Annotated in this window: 16 protein-coding genes and 1 tRNA gene; 13 read left to right on the forward strand and 4 right to left on the reverse strand. The window is 69.3% G+C overall.

All coding sequences use genetic code 11. From position 1 onward, the window contains the following. Nucleotides 1–13: 13 nt before the first annotated feature. The 7 genes from AMYNI_RS0114300 (at nucleotide 14) to AMYNI_RS0114330 (ending at nucleotide 7,707) form a co-directional block, all read left to right on the forward strand. Entirely contained in the window at nucleotides 14–1,030 is a 1,017-nt protein-coding gene (locus tag AMYNI_RS0114300) for an ATP-binding cassette domain-containing protein (RefSeq protein ID WP_084628375.1), read from the forward strand. Next, nucleotides 1,027–1,833 carry an ABC transporter permease gene (locus AMYNI_RS0114305; protein WP_020668708.1) on the forward strand — a complete coding sequence of 269 codons (807 nt, stop codon included), beginning with the start codon at nucleotides 1,027–1,029 and terminating at the stop codon, nucleotides 1,831–1,833. The genes AMYNI_RS0114300 and AMYNI_RS0114305 overlap by 4 nt, the downstream gene beginning before the upstream one ends. Before the next feature lie 203 nt (nucleotides 1,834–2,036). Beyond that, entirely contained in the window at nucleotides 2,037–3,299 is a 1,263-nt protein-coding gene (locus tag AMYNI_RS0114310) for a lytic transglycosylase domain-containing protein (protein WP_020668709.1), read from the forward strand. Between the two features lie 43 nt (nucleotides 3,300–3,342). Then, nucleotides 3,343–3,993, forward strand: coding sequence for a VanZ family protein (locus tag AMYNI_RS44540; RefSeq protein ID WP_020668710.1), 651 nt, complete (start codon nucleotides 3,343–3,345; stop codon nucleotides 3,991–3,993). A 168-nt stretch (nucleotides 3,994–4,161) separates the two neighbouring features. Continuing rightward, nucleotides 4,162–5,403, forward strand: coding sequence for a PucR family transcriptional regulator (locus tag AMYNI_RS0114320; protein WP_020668711.1), 1,242 nt, complete (start codon nucleotides 4,162–4,164; stop codon nucleotides 5,401–5,403). A gap of 145 nt (nucleotides 5,404–5,548) precedes the next feature. Next, nucleotides 5,549–5,968, forward strand: coding sequence for a GtrA family protein (locus AMYNI_RS50760; RefSeq protein ID WP_020668712.1), 420 nt, complete (start codon nucleotides 5,549–5,551; stop codon nucleotides 5,966–5,968). Next, entirely contained in the window at nucleotides 5,938–7,707 is a 1,770-nt protein-coding gene (locus AMYNI_RS0114330; protein WP_245573929.1) for a glycosyltransferase family protein, read from the forward strand. The genes AMYNI_RS50760 and AMYNI_RS0114330 overlap by 31 nt, the downstream gene beginning before the upstream one ends. Before the next feature lie 9 nt (nucleotides 7,708–7,716). Here the strand turns inward: AMYNI_RS0114330 and AMYNI_RS44550 are convergent, their stop codons facing one another. Beyond that, nucleotides 7,717–8,760, reverse strand: a complete 1,044-nt coding sequence (locus AMYNI_RS44550) for an MBL fold metallo-hydrolase (protein ID WP_245574177.1) — start codon at nucleotides 8,758–8,760, stop codon at nucleotides 7,717–7,719. A 451-nt stretch (nucleotides 8,761–9,211) separates the two neighbouring features. Between AMYNI_RS44550 and AMYNI_RS0114340 the strand changes: the two genes are divergently transcribed. Continuing rightward, nucleotides 9,212–9,301: transfer RNA gene (locus AMYNI_RS0114340), tRNA-Ser, on the forward strand. Between the two features lie 67 nt (nucleotides 9,302–9,368). Here the strand turns inward: AMYNI_RS0114340 and AMYNI_RS0114345 are convergent. Continuing rightward, nucleotides 9,369–9,656 (reverse strand): putative quinol monooxygenase, encoded by a 288-nt coding sequence (locus tag AMYNI_RS0114345; protein ID WP_020668715.1) that lies wholly within the window; start codon nucleotides 9,654–9,656, stop codon nucleotides 9,369–9,371. 239 nt (nucleotides 9,657–9,895) lie between these two features. Then, complete coding sequence (locus AMYNI_RS50535; RefSeq protein ID WP_281170272.1) at nucleotides 9,896–10,024, reverse strand: hypothetical protein; 129 nt, start codon at nucleotides 10,022–10,024, stop codon at nucleotides 9,896–9,898. Nucleotides 10,025–10,189: 165 nt separating this feature from the next. Here AMYNI_RS50535 and AMYNI_RS0114355 point away from each other — a divergent pair, with 165 nt between their 5' ends. The 5 genes from AMYNI_RS0114355 (at nucleotide 10,190) to AMYNI_RS0114375 (ending at nucleotide 15,487) form a co-directional block, all read left to right on the forward strand. After that, nucleotides 10,190–10,450 (forward strand): hypothetical protein, encoded by a 261-nt coding sequence (locus AMYNI_RS0114355; RefSeq protein ID WP_020668717.1) that lies wholly within the window; start codon nucleotides 10,190–10,192, stop codon nucleotides 10,448–10,450. A gap of 12 nt (nucleotides 10,451–10,462) precedes the next feature. Beyond that, the gene (locus tag AMYNI_RS0114360) at nucleotides 10,463–10,711 is read left to right on the forward strand and encodes a hypothetical protein (RefSeq protein WP_020668718.1); all 249 of its coding nucleotides are present in this window, start codon (nucleotides 10,463–10,465) and stop codon (nucleotides 10,709–10,711) included. Between the two features lie 54 nt (nucleotides 10,712–10,765). Then, nucleotides 10,766–13,459, forward strand: a complete 2,694-nt coding sequence (locus AMYNI_RS0114365; RefSeq protein WP_051116506.1) for an FtsK/SpoIIIE domain-containing protein — start codon at nucleotides 10,766–10,768, stop codon at nucleotides 13,457–13,459. Between the two features lie 4 nt (nucleotides 13,460–13,463). Next, on the forward strand, nucleotides 13,464–13,835 hold the full coding sequence (locus AMYNI_RS0114370) for a hypothetical protein (protein WP_020668720.1): 372 nt from the start codon (nucleotides 13,464–13,466) through the stop codon (nucleotides 13,833–13,835). 182 nt (nucleotides 13,836–14,017) lie between these two features. Next, a complete protein-coding gene (locus tag AMYNI_RS0114375) occupies nucleotides 14,018–15,487 on the forward strand; it encodes a vanadium-dependent haloperoxidase (protein WP_020668721.1) in 1,470 nt (489 codons plus the stop codon). Nucleotides 15,488–15,513: 26 nt separating this feature from the next. Here the strand turns inward: AMYNI_RS0114375 and AMYNI_RS0114380 are convergent, their stop codons facing one another. Beyond that, nucleotides 15,514–16,149, reverse strand: coding sequence for a CatB-related O-acetyltransferase (locus AMYNI_RS0114380; protein WP_425387901.1), 636 nt, complete (start codon nucleotides 16,147–16,149; stop codon nucleotides 15,514–15,516). Nucleotides 16,150–16,159: the final 10 nt, after the last annotated feature.

Genomic DNA, 16,159 nt, shown 5'->3' on the forward strand with positions numbered 1-16,159 from the left:
ATGAGGAGCTTCTATGGTCAGGGCTGGGCCGGTGAACCATTCGGGCCTGGACCAGTCCGACACGGTGCCGCTGCATCGCGACAACCAGGACCGGCCCCGGATCAAGGCCACCGGACTCGGCAAGACCTACGGCACGGTCACCGCGCTGGCCGACGTCGGCCTCCGGGTGCCGCCGGGACGGATACTCGGCATCCTCGGCCACAACGGCGCCGGGAAGACGACCCTGATCGACATCCTCGGCACCCGCGTCCCGCCCAGCACCGGCACCGCCGAGGTCTGCGGGTTCGACGTGCGCCGGGACGGGCACGAGGTGCGCCGCCGGATCGGCATCACCGGACAGTCCGCGGCCGTGGACGACGCCCTGTCCGGCCGGGACAACCTGGTGCTGGTGGCCAGGCTGCTCGGCGCGAACCGGCGCCAGGCAAAGGCCCGCGCGAGCGAGCTGCTCGACTCCTTCGGCCTCTCCGACGCCGCGGACCGCCAGGCCCGCACCTACTCCGGCGGTATGCGCCGCCGGCTCGACCTTGCCGCGAGCCTGGTCGGCTCGCCGGAGGTGCTCTTCCTGGACGAGCCGACCACCGGACTGGATCCGGTCAGCCGCACCGAGCTCTGGCGCATCGTCCGCGACCTGGCCACCGGCGGCGCCGCCGTGGTGCTGACCACCCAGTACCTGGAGGAGGCCGACCGGCTTGCCGACGAGGTGCTGGTGCTCGGCCTCGGCCGGATCGTCGCCGCTGGTACCCCGCAGACCCTCAAGGACCGGCTCGGCAAGCGCACCGCCACCCTGACCTTCGGCGACGCGGAGACCTGCCGCCGAGCGTTCGGCGCGCTGGAGCAGCGCTGTTTCCGGCCGGCGAGGGACGACTCGCGGCACGCGGTGGTCGCGGCCATCGCCGAGTCCGGCGACATCGCGGTACTGGTCCGCACGCTGGACGCGGCCGGCATCGGATTGCGCGACCTGACCGTCGCCGAGCCGACCCTGGACGACGTCTACCTGTCCCTGCTCGGCCACCTCGGCGAAGGACCATGAGCGTGCAGGCCGCTGTCCCGTGGCGGGGCAGCGGGTTCCGGACCCAGGTGCGGGTGCTCGCGGCGAGAACGCTGCGCTCCTCCTTCGGTGACGTGAAGCTGGTCTTCTTCGGCCTGATGCAGCCGGTGGTGCTGCTGCTGTTGTTCAGCCAGGTCTTCGACGGCATCGGCAGCCTGCCCGGCATCGCCGAGTACGGCGGGTACATCGACTTCCTGATGCCGGCGACCCTGGTCAACATCGCGATGACCACGGCGATGGGCTCGGGGGTGGGGCTGCTCGCCGAGACCTACAGCGGGTTCGTCGGCCGGCTCCGCTGCCTGCCGATCAGCATGTTCGCGGTGCTCACCGCGCGCACGCTGGCCGACAGCGCCAGGCTCGCCGTGCAACTGCTGGTCGCGCTGCTGACCGGCTTGCTGCTACTCGGTTTCCGCCCCGCCGGCGGGTTCGCCGGGGTGACCGCGGCGGTGCTGCTCACCCTGGTCGCCGGATGGGGGCTGAGCTGGGTGTTCCTCGCCATCGCGGCGTGGGCGAAGAAACCCGAGACCATGCAGGCGGTGTCGTTCATCGCGGTCTTCCCGCTGATGTTCGGCTCCAGCGCGTACATGCCGGTGGACACGATGCCGGCCTGGGTACGCGCGCTGTCCACGGTCAACCCGGTCACCTATGCCATCGACGCCACCCGCGGGCTCGCGCTCGGCAGGCCGGACTGGACCGCGATCCTGCTCGCGGTCGCGCTGTCGCTGGTCGCCGCGGCGATCGGCGCCGCGGTGGCGGCCCGGAGTTTCCGGCGGCATTCCGGGTGAACCCGCTCAGGGCCGTGGTGGGCTGGTGACAGTTCACCGGCGCTGAACCTGATCGTCAATGACAATTTTTTTGCCAATTCACGAACACGTTGGGAACCAGGCCGGAAATTTGCTATAAACGTATACAGGTCACCTCCTGTTGAATCGCCGCGCACACGCCGGACGTTACGAAAAATACAGGAAAAAGCGAGGGAGCTTCGACCATGCGGGTCAATCCACTTTTCACCGCCGCCAGGACAGCCGCGCGGCAGGCCGGAATTTCGCGGAAGGCCGCGCTGGCGTTCGTCGGCGGTGCGCTGGCCGTGCTGCCGGTCGCCTCGGTCGCCGGCGGTGCGGTGGGAACCGTGCAGAACATCGCAGGTCAGCTCCCTCCCATGCCGCCGGTGCTGACCGGTATCGGGCCGGACCTGCTCGGCGCGGACGGCAGCCTGCCGGAGCCGATGGTCGGCGCGCCGCTGCCGGCACCGGACGCGACCCAGGTCGGTTATGAGTTGCCGAGTGGGCCGTTGGGTATTCCTGGTACGGCGTTGAAGGCGTATCAGAACGCGGCGGAGATCGTGGCGCGTGAGCAGCCTGGTTCGCATATCGACTGGGCGTTGATCGCGAGTATCGGGCGGATCGAGTCGAATCACGCTCGTGGTGGTTATGTGGACGCCAAGGGCGACACGCTGGAGCCGATCCTGGGGCCGGTGCTCAACGGCGCCGGGCCGGTGGCCGCGATCGCCGACAGCGACGGTGGCCGGTTCGACGCGGACCCGGTGTGGGACCGCGCGGTGGGCCCCACCCAGTTCATTCCCTCGACCTGGCGCAACTACGCCTCCGACGGCAACGGCGACGGCGAGTCCAACCCCAACAACATCTACGACGCCACCCTCGGCACCGGCCGCTACCTCACCTCCGGCGGCCTCGACCTCGCCAACCCGGAGCAACTCCGCGCCGCCGTGCTGCGCTACAACAATTCGGAAAGCTACGCGATCACGGTGATCCGCTGGGCCGAGTCCTACCGCAGCGGCGGGGTCGGCGCGCTGCCGGACAGCATGGTGCCGATCGGCGCGCCGAACCCGGTGGCCGCCAGGCCCGCGCCGGGCCCGGTGCCGCCGCCGGTACCCGGCCAGCCGCCCGTTCCCCCCGGCACGCAGCCCCCGCCTCCCGGCGGCACGCCCACACCGTCCAATCCGGACACTCCGCCGGGCAGCACCCCGCCGCCAGGGAGCACGCCGCCGCCCGGCAGCACAACGCCGCCGAGCAGCACGCCGCCACCCAGCAGTACTCCGCCGCCGAGCAGTTCGGAACCGCCGAGCAGCACCGAACCACCGAGCAGCACCCCGCCGCCGAGCAGCACCGAACCACCCAGCAGCTCGGAGCCGCCCAGCAGCAGCGAACCGCCGAGCAGCACCCCGCCCAGCAGCACCGAACCACCGAGCGGCACGACCCCGCCGGGCACCGGGACACCGTCCGGAACCTGAGCCGACACCGGGGCCAGCGCCCGCGAGCCGGAAAGGATTTGTGGTGGTACAGCTGCTCCGGACCTTCGGCGGTCTGCTCAGCCTGACCCCCCTGCTCGGCCCACCGGCATTGCTGCTGTGCTGGGCGCTCGCACGCTTCCGGCGGCGCGACAGACCCACCGGGCTCGCCACCGCCACCGCGGTCTGCGACGTCCTGCTCGTGCTGGCCGCGGTGTGCGTGCTCTACCTGGTGACGAAGCCGATGCACGGCCAGCCGAGCGCGACCGATCTGGAGCCGGGCAAGGAGATCGGCGGCGCGCTGGACCAGTTGCCCGGCAACGCGGACCCGATCTGGCAGGTGGTCGGGAACGCGCTGCTGCTGATGCCGATCGGGATGCTGGCCCCGCTCCGGATCACCAGGCTGCGTTCGGTGGCCAGGGTGGTGTGCACCGGGCTGGTGCTGTCCACCGCCGTCGAACTGACCCAGTACCTCTTCCTGGTCGGCCGGGTCGCCGCGACCGACGACGTAATACTCAACACCATCGGAGCAGGCGCGGGCGCGCTGCTGACCCGGCACTGGTGGGCAAGGCGAACCGGTCCGTTCACCCGGACAGGTAGGGCCGCCATACGCCGTACGGGCCAGTACCGCACCGTCCCCCGACCATATGTGTCGCAGTACTCGCGAACCGCGCCGGATGATCTAGGAAAACTGTAAGCGCGGTGCGCGCGTCGCCAGATTCCAGCGGCCCTGATCCTGCCGGGTGGATTCGGCTCCGGACATTGACGTGAACCCCTGGCGAAATTAACGTCGTGATTAACGGGGACACGCACGTAAATCGGCGTCGATTTCACAGGTCACATCAACTCGGCAGGGGGTTCCGCCATGACCCAAGTCGTCAGCCAGCTGGCCGTCAAGCCGGGCTGCGACCTCGGGCAACACCGCAGCGCGGCCGAACTGTGGGCAGCACTGCCCGCAGAGCTGGCCGGCTGGCTGCGACCGTTGGCGAATCAGATAGCCAAGGACATCCTGGACGGGATAGCACTGGCCGATCCGCGATACCGGAGCCTGCTCCGGCGACGCGGCCCCGGAACGCTTTCCGAATCGATCAAAGAGGCAGTTTCATCCTGCCTCGATGGAATCGGTGATCCCTTACCGCGGATTTCCAGACCTGCCCTGCTCGGCCGCCGGCTCGGGCGCGCCGAACTGGCCGCGGACGGCGCGCTGGACCGGCTGCGCGCGGCGATCCGGCTGTCCGGCCGGATCGCCTGCGAGCATCTCGCGGACGCGGCCCGCCGGCACCGGATCTCCGGCGAGTCGCTGTGCGCGCTGATGGAGGCGCTGTTCAGCACGATCGGCGAGATCTCCGCGGCGGCGGCCGTCGAGTACTCGACCGGCAAGGCACGCGCCCTCACCCAGCAGGAGCGGCGACGGCATCGGCTGACCGAGCTGATCGTCTCCGGCACCACCGCCACCGAACGGGCGACCGCTTCGCTCGCCGAAGCGCTGCGTTGGCAACTCCCGGACCGGGTCGCGGTCGCCGTGCTGGAGCCGGTGGTGCCCCGGATCGACCTCCGGCCGCCCCGGTTCGACGAGCAGGTGCTGGTCGATCTCGGGCAGCCAGAGCCGCGGGTGATCACCGCCGACCCGCGACGGCATCTCGACCCCGCGGACGGCGCGCTCACCGGGTGGCGTGCCGTGGTCGGCCCGCTGGTGCCGTTCACCGAGGCGCCGGTTTCGCTGCACTGGGCCCGGCGCACCCTCGGCTGCCTGCAGGACGGCAGCATCAAGGGCGGCGACGTGGTCTGGGCGCACGAGCACCTCAGCACCCTGTGGCTGCTGTCCGACGACTTCCTCACCGCGGAGCTGAGCCGGCGCAGCCTGCGGCCGCTGGACGCGCTGCCGGGCCCGGACCGCCTGACGCTGACCGAAACCCTGTTCGTCTGGCTGCAGAACCGGTGCAGCACCACCGAAACCGCGGGACGGCTGCGGCTGCACCGGCAGACCGTGCACAACAGGGTGAAGACGCTGCGCGCCCTCTTCGGTGCCGGGCTGGACGACCCCGGCCAGCGGCTCGAGATGCTCATCGCGCTGCGCGCACGGCGGCTCCGGTTGTCAGAAAGGTGACACCCTGGCCGTACCGGCCTGTCATCGAATTGCGCAGGATCAAAATACCGATCCGCTGATTTACCCGGCCACTTGCCATGCCCAGGAAACGGTGTTTGTATCGGCTGCAATCCTGGAGGACAAAGTGCGCGCAAGATATCGGGCTTTGTGGCGTTTCGCGGTGGTCGGCGGTGCTGCGTTTGTCACCACCGTAGGCGTCAACTACCTGCTGAAACTCACCGTGCTGCGGGAAAAGCCGGTCACCGCACTGGCCATCGCGACCATTGTGGCCACCATCCTGTCCTATCTGCTCTCCCGCGGCTGGTCCTTCCAAGCCCGCGGTGGGCGGCCGCGACATCACGAGGCGGCACTGTTCTTCCTGGTGAACGCGATCGCGGTGGGCATTAACCTGTGCCCGCCGTTGATTTCCCGATATGTGCTGCGACTGGAATACCCGGCGGTCGGCCTGCTCTGTCAGGAAATCGCCGACTTCGTCAGCGGAATGGTGATCGGTACCGCACTGGGCACACTTTTCCGGTGGTGGGGATACCAGAAATGGGTCTTCCCGGTGACGGTCGGATGCTGACCGCACCGCGTTCCCGCCCGGTCACCGGCCGCCGGGCCGACGCACTGGCCGCGCTCGGCTATCTGATCGCCGCCGTACTCCTTTTCCGTCCACTGTGGACCAACCTGGGGCACGGCTACCTGACCAACAGCGGCCAGGACCAGAACATGTGGGAGTGGTTCTTCTCGGTCACCGCGCACGCCGTGGCCGGGCTGGAGAACCCGCTGAGCAGCGGCCTGCAGAACCATCCCGCCGGGGTGAACCTGATGGCCAACACCGCGATGCTCGGCCTCGGCGTGCCGCTGACCCCGGTGACACTGGTCTTCGGCCCGGCGGTGACCTGGGCGCTCGTGCTCACCGGCGGCCTGGCCGGCAGCGCGTTCGCCTGGTACCACCTGCTGTCCCGGCGGCTGGTCGGCAGCCGCGCCGCCGCCGCGCTCGGCGGCGCCTGCTGCGCCTTCGCACCACCGATCATCTCGCACGCGAACGCGCACCCGAACTTCGTCGCGCTGTTCGTGCTGCCGTTCATCATCGGGCGGTTCCTCGACCTGGTGCGCGGCGCCAGGCCGGTCCGTGACGGCGTGCTGCTCGGCCTGCTGGTGACCTACCAGGTGTTCCTCGGCGAAGAACCGCTGGTGATCACCGCGCTGGGGCTGCTCGTGTTCGCGGTGACCTACGCACTTTCCCGGCCCAGCGAGGTACCGGCGATGCTGCGCCCGCTGGCCACCGGGCTCGGCGTCGCGGCGGTGACTTCGCTGGCGTTGCTGATATTTCCCTTGTGGTGGCAGTTCTTCGGCCCGCAGAGCTACCACTCGCTGGAACACGGGCCGCAGGGCAACGACGCCGCCGCGTTCACCGCTTTCGCCTCCGACTCGCTCGCCGGTGACGCGGAAAGCGCGCGCGGGCTGGCGATGAACCGGACCGAGGAGAACGCGTTCTTCGGCTGGCCGCTGGTGCTGCTGCTGACCGCGATCTCGGCCTGGCTGTGGCGGCGGGCCGTCGCCCGTGCGCTGGCGGTGACCCTGTTCGTGCTGGCCCTGATCTCGATGGGCAGCCCGTTGACCGTGGCCGGGCACGAAACCGGGATACCCGGCCCGTGGCGGCTGCTGGCCGGGCTGCCGTTGCTCGAGTCGGTGCTGGAGTCGCGGTTCGCGCTCGGCTGCGCGCCGGTGGCCGGGTTGCTGCTGGCGCTGGCCACCGACCGGGTGCTGACCGCGGCCACGGTCGCGGAATGGCGTGGCGCGGCGCGGGTGATCTGGTCCGCGGTGCTGCTGTTCGCACTGGTACCGATCGTGCCGGTCGAACTGGCCGCGCGGGAACGCGCCCCTGCCCCCGCGTTCTTCGCGCTGGACCTGTGGCGCGACCACGTGCGACCAGGCCGCTCGGTGCTGATGGTGCCGCCGCCGGACACCGGGGACGCCGAGCCGCTGCACTGGCAGGTGCTCGCCGGACTGGGATTCCCGTTGGCGGAAGGCTATTTCGTCGGCCCCGGCGGCAAGGACCGCGCCGGCCAGTACGGCGCGGTCCGGCGGCCGACGTCGAACCTGCTGGAACGGGTGGCGAACACCGGCCGGGTCCCGCCGGCCAACCCGATCGACCAGCTGATCGCCGAGAACGACCTCCGCTTCTGGCAGGCGGACGTCGTGGTGCTCGCCCCGCAGCAGCGACGGGCGACCGAGCTCAAGCAGACCGTGGAGCAGCTGCTCGGCGGGCCCGGCACCGTGGTCGGCGGCGTCTGGCTCTGGGACGTCCGCCGGTGACCCGCGCGGTCAGTCGTTCAGCAGGCTCAGCGTCATCGCGGAACAGTTGTCCCGCAGGAAGACGTCCGCCCCGGCGAGCAGGGTGAGCCATTTGGTGGGCATGAGCTTGGCGCTGGTGTCGACGAGCGCGTTGAAATAGGCGCCGAGCTGGGCGTACCCGTTGTCCGGGTCCACCCCCTTGATCGCATCCTCGTAGCCAACGGTGCGCACCGCTTCGGCGGAAACCCGCTTCAGGTCCGCGGTCCACTCCTGGGTCTCGACCACATCTTCCCGGGTCCCGTACCAGCCCATATGACCGCCGAAGAAGGTGTCGAAGTCGTACTCGAGGGATTTGTCGATCGCCTCGACGAAACCCGGGATATCCCTGGCGGTGTCCAGCCGGAAGAACGGAATCCACCGGGGAATGATCACGTCCACCAGCGACAGCAGCCGGTGCTGCGGGGCGTGGATGAACAGGTTCCCCGGCAGATGGTTGGTGCCGTGGTAATCGAGGAAAAGCTGATGCTCGCCGATTTTCAGGCTGCTGTGATTCCCGTCGAAGGTCTTGGTCGGGACCGGCCGGCGAGGATCGTTCGCCCGGCGCAGCAGCTCCGCGGTGCGCTCGTGCGCGATGTAGGCGGCCGTCGGCGGGAACAGGTGCGCGGCACCGATGTGGTCGACGTGCGCATGGCTGTAGATGACGTGGGTGACCGGGCGGGTGGTGATCTCCGCGATGGCCGCGAGCATCTTCTCCCCCAGCCGTTCCGGGGCGTCGATGGCGGCAACTCCCTTGCGGCTGACCAGGAACATGGCCTGATCGATACCGTCACGGATGCCGTAAAGGCCGTCCCCCAGCTGATCCAGCAGATAGCCCTTCGGCGGGATCTTCGGCGGGCGGGCCCGCACCGGAACCGGGACGAACGGCCCGGTGGCCGTGCCCGGCTGTCCCGGCGGCTGGGCGAGCGCGGCCGGTAGCTGGTATCCGTGCAGCAGGGCCGCGGCGGAGGCGACCCCCGCACCCCGCAGAATATTTCTTCGTGTCGTTGACGTTTGCGCCGGCGCGCCTGACTTCATCCCCTGCACAGCGACCTCCTGGGATATCGGATGTGATCCGAGTCCGCTTAGTCTGATCCCCAAAATTTCTATCATCAGATTTACCCAGTGCGCCATCCACTGTCAAGTGACGTTTCGTCGGCGGCATTTAGCAATAATCGAGATACCTGGATACCCGCGGAAGTCCGACGGTTACTCTCGCACAGATTCGGCTACATGTTCTCGGGAAACAATTCCCGCACAACGAAAATGATACCCAAGAATCTTGATAATACCAATGCCCGTACTTATGTCATGACACGAATTCGTCGATGTGGCGTGCTTCGACGTCGTCCGGCTCGATGCCGAGCCCCCGCCCTCCGAGCCGTCCACCCCCACCGGCGAGCACGGTGCCAGCGCTCACTCGATCCGCATCTGCGCAGCTCAGACCCCGTACCCGCAGGTCAGAGGCCCCTCTGCTACCCTCTTCGACGGAGGATTGGCCGAGCGGCCTAAGGCGCACGATTGGAAATCGTGTTGGGTGTAAAAGCCCTCGCAGGTTCGAATCCTGTATCCTCCGCCAACGCCCCTCGGCCAGGCTGCACGCCAGGTCGAGGGGCTTCTGCGTTGGCGCGCTTCCGACCGGCAGCTCAGGTCAGCGAGCGTTCGCCCGCGACGTCGTACTCGGCCACCGAAGCGCTGAGTATCGCCGCGTTCTGTTCGTCGCTGGGACCGTCGCCCCGAAACGCCTCGACCGCCGTTCGCGACGCCCAGCGCTCGAAGATGACAATGCGGCCGGTGTCCACCAGATCCGCGGTGATGGAGAAGTCCAGGCAGCCGGGTGCGCGGCGCGCCTGTTCCACAACGCGCACGCAGTCCGCGAGGTAGGACGCGCGCTGTTGCGGATCGACCATGATGTGCCCCGCGACGATCAGCATCTTCGGCTCCTCTGCTCGTTCGAATCCGCCGTCACGAAGTAAGACTGTCGAACGGGGCCGAACTCATCGGTGGTCACGTCGCCCGGAACGTCACCTGATCGGACGCCCGATCGGACGACGCGGTGGCGCTGCGCGACCCCGGCGACGCCTCCTGCTAAGCTCACGAGCAGACAACGCCGGGCCGTCCGCGGACCCCGGCGTTCTGTCGTTCGGCGGCGGTTTCGAACTGCCGCCTCTCGTCAGTGCCAGCCTTCGAGCAGTGAGGCGAGCATCGATACGCCGAGGACGAGACCCGCCAGCAGGGCCACGATCAGCACCACCGCGAGCACCAGCGACAACCCTGCCAGTGCCCCGTCACGTCGCCGCATGGCCACGATCCTAGTGACCGCGACCCCCGATGGGGTTCAGTTCGCGCCACACCGGCGGACTGCACCCCCGTCATTGATCAACATCAAGAAGGTGCCGCTAGGTTGGGCGCCACCAGCCGCAGCTTGCGGCACGAAAACCCGCTACCCCGAGGAGAATCCGCGCCCATGGCCGGAGTGGAAGAGATCCGCGCTGGGATCCAGCTGTCCAATGAGAAGTGCAACGCCGCGGTCGCCGCATTGCAACAGGCGGCACAGGCGCTCGAAGAATCCCAGCAGATCCTGTCCGATGCCACCGCCGGCAGCAGCCAGGACGAGGTGACCCAGGCGCACGGTCTGCTCGCCGAGGCGCTGCAGAGCATCACCGGCACCCAGAGCACGATCCAGGCCTGCATCTCCGCCGCAGACGCCTACTCCGCCCGGCTCTGACCCGGCCGCCGGATGTCCGCGCTCGACGAGCTACACGCCCGGCTGGCCGCAACCCGTGTCAAACTGGCTGAGGCAACCGAACACACCAACCGGGCGGTGGAACTGCTGACCGAGGCCGAACAGGCCTTTGTGGCCGCACACGACCAGGCCGAACCCTGGTTACCACCACAACTGGCCGGCGCACTGGAGCAGACCACCGCCGACGTGAACAGGCTTTCCGCCGCAGACACCCTATTGAGTGGGTACGAGGCGAGCCTCTAGGCCAAAGGGTTGAACGTGAAGTTCCAGAAGTCCAGTGAGCAACGGGCCAGGGTGATGGCCGCACTCAACGAGATGCGGCATCAGGTCGGCCTGGTGCTCGGCGCCGCCACGGCGTCCCGCCAGGCCGCCGAGCTCCAGCTCGCGAAGCTGGAGCTGGAGCAACTCGTGGTACGTGCCGGGATCGACCGCTCGACGGCCGACGAAGAAGTGATGGCACGGCTGGGCGACCCGGCCATGGCGGACGTGTCGACCTGGCTGAACACCGTTCGCGGGCAGTTCTACGCCGAAGTGGCCACCATGCCCGGCCAGCTGCGGGAACTGGTCGGCAAGACCGCGCAGGGCCCGGCGGGCCGCCCGCCCGGCGAGTGGCTCGGCCGGGTCGGCATCGGCGCCGCGCCGGCCGAGCTGTGGCGGATCGGCTCGGCGAGCGTGCCCGGTTCGGACGCCTTCGACGTGGCGGTGCCGCTGCTGGACGAGTCCCACCTGGCCATCACCTCCGCGCCCAAGACGCGGGCGAGTGTGGACGCGCTGATCGAGGGCCTGCTGATGCGGGTGCTCAGCTCGGTCGAGCCCGGCGCGGTGCGCGTCCACCTGTGGGACGTCGGGCAGCTCACCGCGGTGCTGCCCAACCTGTACCCGCTCAGCCGGACCAGCGCGCTGACCACCTACGACCCGACCCGGCTGACCGACCTGCTGGACGAGCTGGCCGGGCACATCCGGCGGATCCACGCCACCACCATGCAGGCCGGCTACACCTCGCTGCGCCGGATGCGAGAGATTCTCGGCAAACGCGGGGAACCGTGGCGGATCGCGGTGCTCTACGGGAACGGCGACACCTGGTCACCGGAAGCGCTGCGGGAGCTCAAACGGGTCGCCACCGGCGCGCACGCGGCCGGTATCTCGCTGATCGCGGTGGACCTGCCGACCGTGCTCGGCGGCTCGGTGGAGAACATCCGGCTGCTCGACGACCGGCACGCGATGACCAGCATGACCGGCGGGGATCTTGTCGTCGAGCTGGACCAGCCGATGCCGGCCGGGCAGGTCTCCGGCGCGGCCGCCAAGATCGCCGAGGCGCTGATCGCCAAGCAGGGCGGGCCGCGTGCCTTCGCCGACCTGCTGCCGACCGAGCTCGGCATGGCCGGCTCCGCGCACGAACTGCGCGCACCGGTCGGTTTCTACGAGGGCGACCCGGTGGAGGTGGTGATCGGGGACGCCAGCCCGCACGCGCTGATCGGCGGGCCGAGCGGCTCCGGCAAGACGAACTTCCTGTACGCGCTGCTGGGCAGCCTGGCCGCCCGCTATCCACCGAACGAGCTGGCGCTCTACCTGCTCGACTTCAAGGAAGGCGTGTCCTTCGCCGGGCTCGCCCCCGGCCGCAAGGACGCCACCTGGCTGCCGCACGCGCGGCTGATCGGGGTGAACGTCAACACCGACCGCGAGTTCGGCCTCGCCCTGCTGCGCTTCCTCGCCGACGAGCTTCGCCGCCGGTCCACCGCGGCGAAGGAGCACGAGGTGACCAACCTGGCCGGGCTGCGGCAGGAGGACCCGGACGGGCACTGGCCGCGGATCGTCGCCGTGGTGGACGAGTTCCAGTACCTGTTCGCCGGCAGGGACTCGGTGACCAACCAGGCCACCGCGCTGCTCGAGGACATCGCCAGGCGCGGCCGTGCGCAGGGCATCCACCTGATACTGGCCAGCCAGGACGTGGCCGGGATCGAGGCGTTCTGGGGCAAGCCCGCGGTGTTCGAGCAGTGCACGCTGCGGATCGCGATGCCCAAGGCGCGCCGGGTGCTGGCCGAGGCGAACCAGGCCGCGGTCGCCGCGCCGCGCTGGCACGCGGTGCTCAACCACGATTCGGGCGTCACCCACGGAAACCAGCTCGCGCACGTGCCGGACGCCAGCGCCAAGGACGTGTTCGCCACCCTGCAGCGCCGGCTCTGGGACCGCTACGCCGACGAGCACCAGCGGCCGCGGCTGTTCGACGGCGCGCATTCGCCGGTGCTGGAGCAGGTGCCTGCGTTCAACGAGCTGACCGTGCGGCAGCGGCCGGTCGCACTGCTCGGCCAGTCCATCGACGTGGCCGAAGCGGCCTGCGGGGTCGAGCTTTCCGCCGCCCCGGGCCGCAACCTGGCCGTGCTGGGCTCCGCCGCCGCCGAAGCACTGTCCATTATGGACGCAGCGGCCAGGTCGCTGTCTCGGCAGTACGCCAAGGGCGAGGTCGAGTTCCTGGTCACCTGCCTGGTGGACAGGTGCGCGCCCGCCGTCGGCCGGCTGGTGGACGGGCTGACCGCGGACGGCCACCAGGTGCACACCTTGGCGCTGGACGAGTTGGGGCCGAGGCTGACCGAGCTGGCCGCCGACCCCGCCGGGGTGCCGAAGGTGCTGCTGCTCTACGGCGTGGACGCCGCGCTGCCCACCCTCGAAGCCAAGAAGCCCGGCGAGTTGAAGAGTGGTCTCGACCAACTGCGGATGGTGCTGAAACAGGGGCCCGCCAAGGGAGTGCACACGCTCGGCTGGTGGCGCAGCACCGCGCGGCTGAAGGACACCCTCGGCTTCGCGGGCACCGACGACATCGGCGCCTGGGCCGCGTTGGACGTGCAGGGCAGTGAGCTCAGCTCGTTCGCCGCGGGCCAGGTGGTGCACTGGTCGCCGCGGCCGGGCCGCGCGTTGTTCTTCGACCGGAGCACGCACAGCGCGCCCGAAGTGATCATTCCGTTCCTTCGGCCCGACCGCGAACAGGGGAGCTGACGCCGTGCACGAAGAGGGCATCACCGCCGCCATGCGGTACAAGGAGATCATCGGCATGGCCGGCAGGGCCGCCGCGGACCTGCGGTCCTGGGAGCAGAACCGGGCCGAGGAGCTGACCGCGCAGATCGCCGCGGCCACCGCCGGGGTCGCCGCGGCCGTCGAACGCGAGGAACGCACGAAGCAGACCGCGAACCGCTGGTGGCGGATGGCCGAGGACAACGTCTCCCGGCTGTCCTGGCTGGAAGTCGCGGAAGGCCCGAGCCCGTCCCCGACCGCCCGCGGCGACTGGCTGGACCGCTACTCCGACGGTGTCCGCCCGGTCTACAACGAGCTCGTCCAGGCCGTCCTGCAACTGGGCTGGCGCGCCCGCCGCTAGCAACCGGCTGTGTCGCTGCGAACATTTGCCCTCAACTGGTTCACCCAGATGGCCTATGGAGTTGATCACGCCTTGTAGTCGAAGGTGGGTATTCGCAGATCCTTTTCCGAGGATCTGAAAGGGGAGGACTTCCGGGGGGAAGTATGAGTCATCGTTCCACTGACGCGCGCGAAAACCGACTCGTGGCCATCGAAGCACTGAGCCGCCTGCCCTGGCCGGAGCAGGTGAACAACGGCGAGGAAAGCGATTTCCCGTCGTTCGTCGCGAATTACAGCAAAGGCCTGCCGCACAACGAGGTGGGCGAAGTCGATCAGGCCGCGTACAACGCCTTGCTGAGGACGTTGTCCACCGGCCGCACCGAGGACTTCGAGCGGATCCCGCTGGGCATCGCCGACGGCCGCCGCCTGGTCAACCCGCAGTCGGGGCTCGCCTTCGACCTCGAAGGCCCCGATGCGCAGGCACTGACCATCGCGCCGGCGCCCCGCATCGACAGCGCGCGCAACTCGGCCGAGGCGGTGGAGCTGTACTGGATGGCGCTCTGCCGGGACGTACCGTTCGACAAGTTCGACGACAACCCGCTCACCGAGCAGGCCGCGGCCGAACTGTCCACCCTGTCCGACTACCGGGCGCCGAAACAGAAAGGTGAAATCACCACGGGGACGCTTTTCCGCGGCGACGCGAGGGGGGACCTGCGCGGCCCGTATCTGTCCCAGTTCCTGCTTCGCGACATCCAGTACGGCACCCTGCGCATCCCGCAGCTCCACGACACCGTGACGGAGGGCCAGGACTTCCTCACCGGCTTCGAAAACTGGCTCGCCGTGCAGCGGGGCACCAAGGTGCCCGAAATCCAGCGGGACCGGAAGGACCGCCGCTACCTGCGCACGCCCCGCGATCTGGCGCACTACGTGCACTTCGACGCGTTGTACGAGGCCTATCTCAACGCCTGCCTGATTCTGCTGGACCTCGGCGCCCCGGTGGACACCGGTAACCCGTACGAGCATTCGGCGAATCAGGAGGGGTTCGGCACCTACGGACCACCCGCCGTGCTGTCACTGGTCACCGAGGTGGCGACCAGGGCACTCAAGGCGATGTGGTTCCAGAAGTGGTTCGTGCACCGCCGGTTGCGGCCGGAGGCGTTCGGCGGCCGGGTGCACGCGCACCTGAGCGGACTGCAGGACTACGACATGATCGACCAGGAGGTGCTGAACTCGAACGCGGTCAAGCTCACCGCCGAGAAACACGGTTCGTACCTGCTGCCGCAGGCCTTCCCGGAGGGGGCTCCGCTGCATCCGGCCTACGGCTCCGGCCATGCCACCGTCGCCGGTGCCTGCGTCACCGTGCTCAAAGCCTGGTTCGACGAGTCATGGCCACTGCCCGAACCGGTGGTGCCCAACGCAAAGGGCACCGCCCTGAAGCCGTACACCGGTCCGGACGCCGACCGGCTGACGGTGGGCGGCGAGCTGGACAAGGTGGCGGCCAACATCGCGACCGGCCGCAATATGGCGGGTGTGCACTGGCGGACCGACTACACGGAGGCGGTGCGGCTTGGCGAAGCCGTAGCCATCGGCGTGCTGCGTGACCAGGTCCGGCTCACCAAGGAGGCCGCCTCGTTCGGCCTCACCCGCTTCGACGGCACCCGGATGACCATCTGAGCCCGGCCGAGCGATCCCACCCGCCGCTAGCTCGGGGCGACCCGTTCGAGGTCGTCGACGCTGCCGGACATCAGCACCCGGACGTGCTCGGTCAGGTGCTCGACCGGCCAGTCCCACCAGGCCAGCGCGAGCAGCCTGGCGACGTCCTCGGCGGGGTAGCGGGTGCGGATCAGCTTGGCCGGGTTGCCGCCGACGATGCCGTAGTCGGGCACGTCGTCGACGACCACCGCGCCGGACGCGACGATGGCGCCGTGCCCGATCCGCACCCCCGGCATCACCGTGGCGCGGTAACCGAACCAGACGTCGTGCCCGACCACGGTGTCGCCGCGGCCGGGCAGCCCGGTGATCAGGTCGAAGTGCTCGGACCACGAGCCGCCGATGATCGGGAACGGGAAGGTGGACGGCCCGTCCATCCGGTGGTTCGCGCCGTTCATGATGAAGCGCACCCCTTCACCGAGCGCGCAGAACCGGCCGATCACCAGCTTCTCCGGGCCGTAGTGGTAGAGCACGTTGCGGGTCTCGAACGCGGTCGGGTCGTCCGGGTCGTCGTAGTAGGAGAACTCCCCCACCTCGATCAGCGGCGAAGTCACCAGCGGCTTCAGCAGCACCACGCGTGTCTGCCCCGCCATCGGATACAGCACATTCGGATCAGGCACCTCCACACCCTCTCAC

The sequence above is a fragment of the Amycolatopsis nigrescens CSC17Ta-90 genome (genome assembly GCF_000384315.1).
GTDB classification, from domain to species: Bacteria; Actinomycetota; Actinomycetes; order Mycobacteriales; family Pseudonocardiaceae; genus Amycolatopsis; species Amycolatopsis nigrescens.

Excerpts from the sequence above, each read along its gene's own strand:
- AMYNI_RS0114300 (WP_084628375.1), top strand. The coding sequence starts at position 14 with ATGGTCAGGGCTGGGCCGGTGAACCATTCGGGCCTGGACCAGTCCGAC.
- AMYNI_RS0114310 (WP_020668709.1), top strand. The coding sequence starts at position 2,037 with ATGCGGGTCAATCCACTTTTCACCGCCGCCAGGACAGCCGCGCGGCAG.
- AMYNI_RS0114305 (WP_020668708.1), top strand. The coding sequence starts at position 1,027 with ATGAGCGTGCAGGCCGCTGTCCCGTGGCGGGGCAGCGGGTTCCGGACC.
- AMYNI_RS0114365 (WP_051116506.1), top strand. The coding sequence starts at position 10,766 with ATGGCCGCACTCAACGAGATGCGGCATCAGGTCGGCCTGGTGCTCGGC.
- AMYNI_RS0114360 (WP_020668718.1), top strand. The coding sequence starts at position 10,463 with ATGTCCGCGCTCGACGAGCTACACGCCCGGCTGGCCGCAACCCGTGTC.
- AMYNI_RS50535 (WP_281170272.1), bottom strand. The coding sequence starts at position 10,024 with ATGCGGCGACGTGACGGGGCACTGGCAGGGTTGTCGCTGGTGCTCGCG.
- AMYNI_RS0114345 (WP_020668715.1), bottom strand. The coding sequence starts at position 9,656 with ATGCTGATCGTCGCGGGGCACATCATGGTCGATCCGCAACAGCGCGCG.
- AMYNI_RS0114330 (WP_245573929.1), top strand. The coding sequence starts at position 5,938 with ATGGGTCTTCCCGGTGACGGTCGGATGCTGACCGCACCGCGTTCCCGC.
- AMYNI_RS0114355 (WP_020668717.1), top strand. The coding sequence starts at position 10,190 with ATGGCCGGAGTGGAAGAGATCCGCGCTGGGATCCAGCTGTCCAATGAG.
- AMYNI_RS0114320 (WP_020668711.1), top strand. The coding sequence starts at position 4,162 with ATGACCCAAGTCGTCAGCCAGCTGGCCGTCAAGCCGGGCTGCGACCTC.
- AMYNI_RS44550 (WP_245574177.1), bottom strand. The coding sequence starts at position 8,760 with ATGAAGTCAGGCGCGCCGGCGCAAACGTCAACGACACGAAGAAATATT.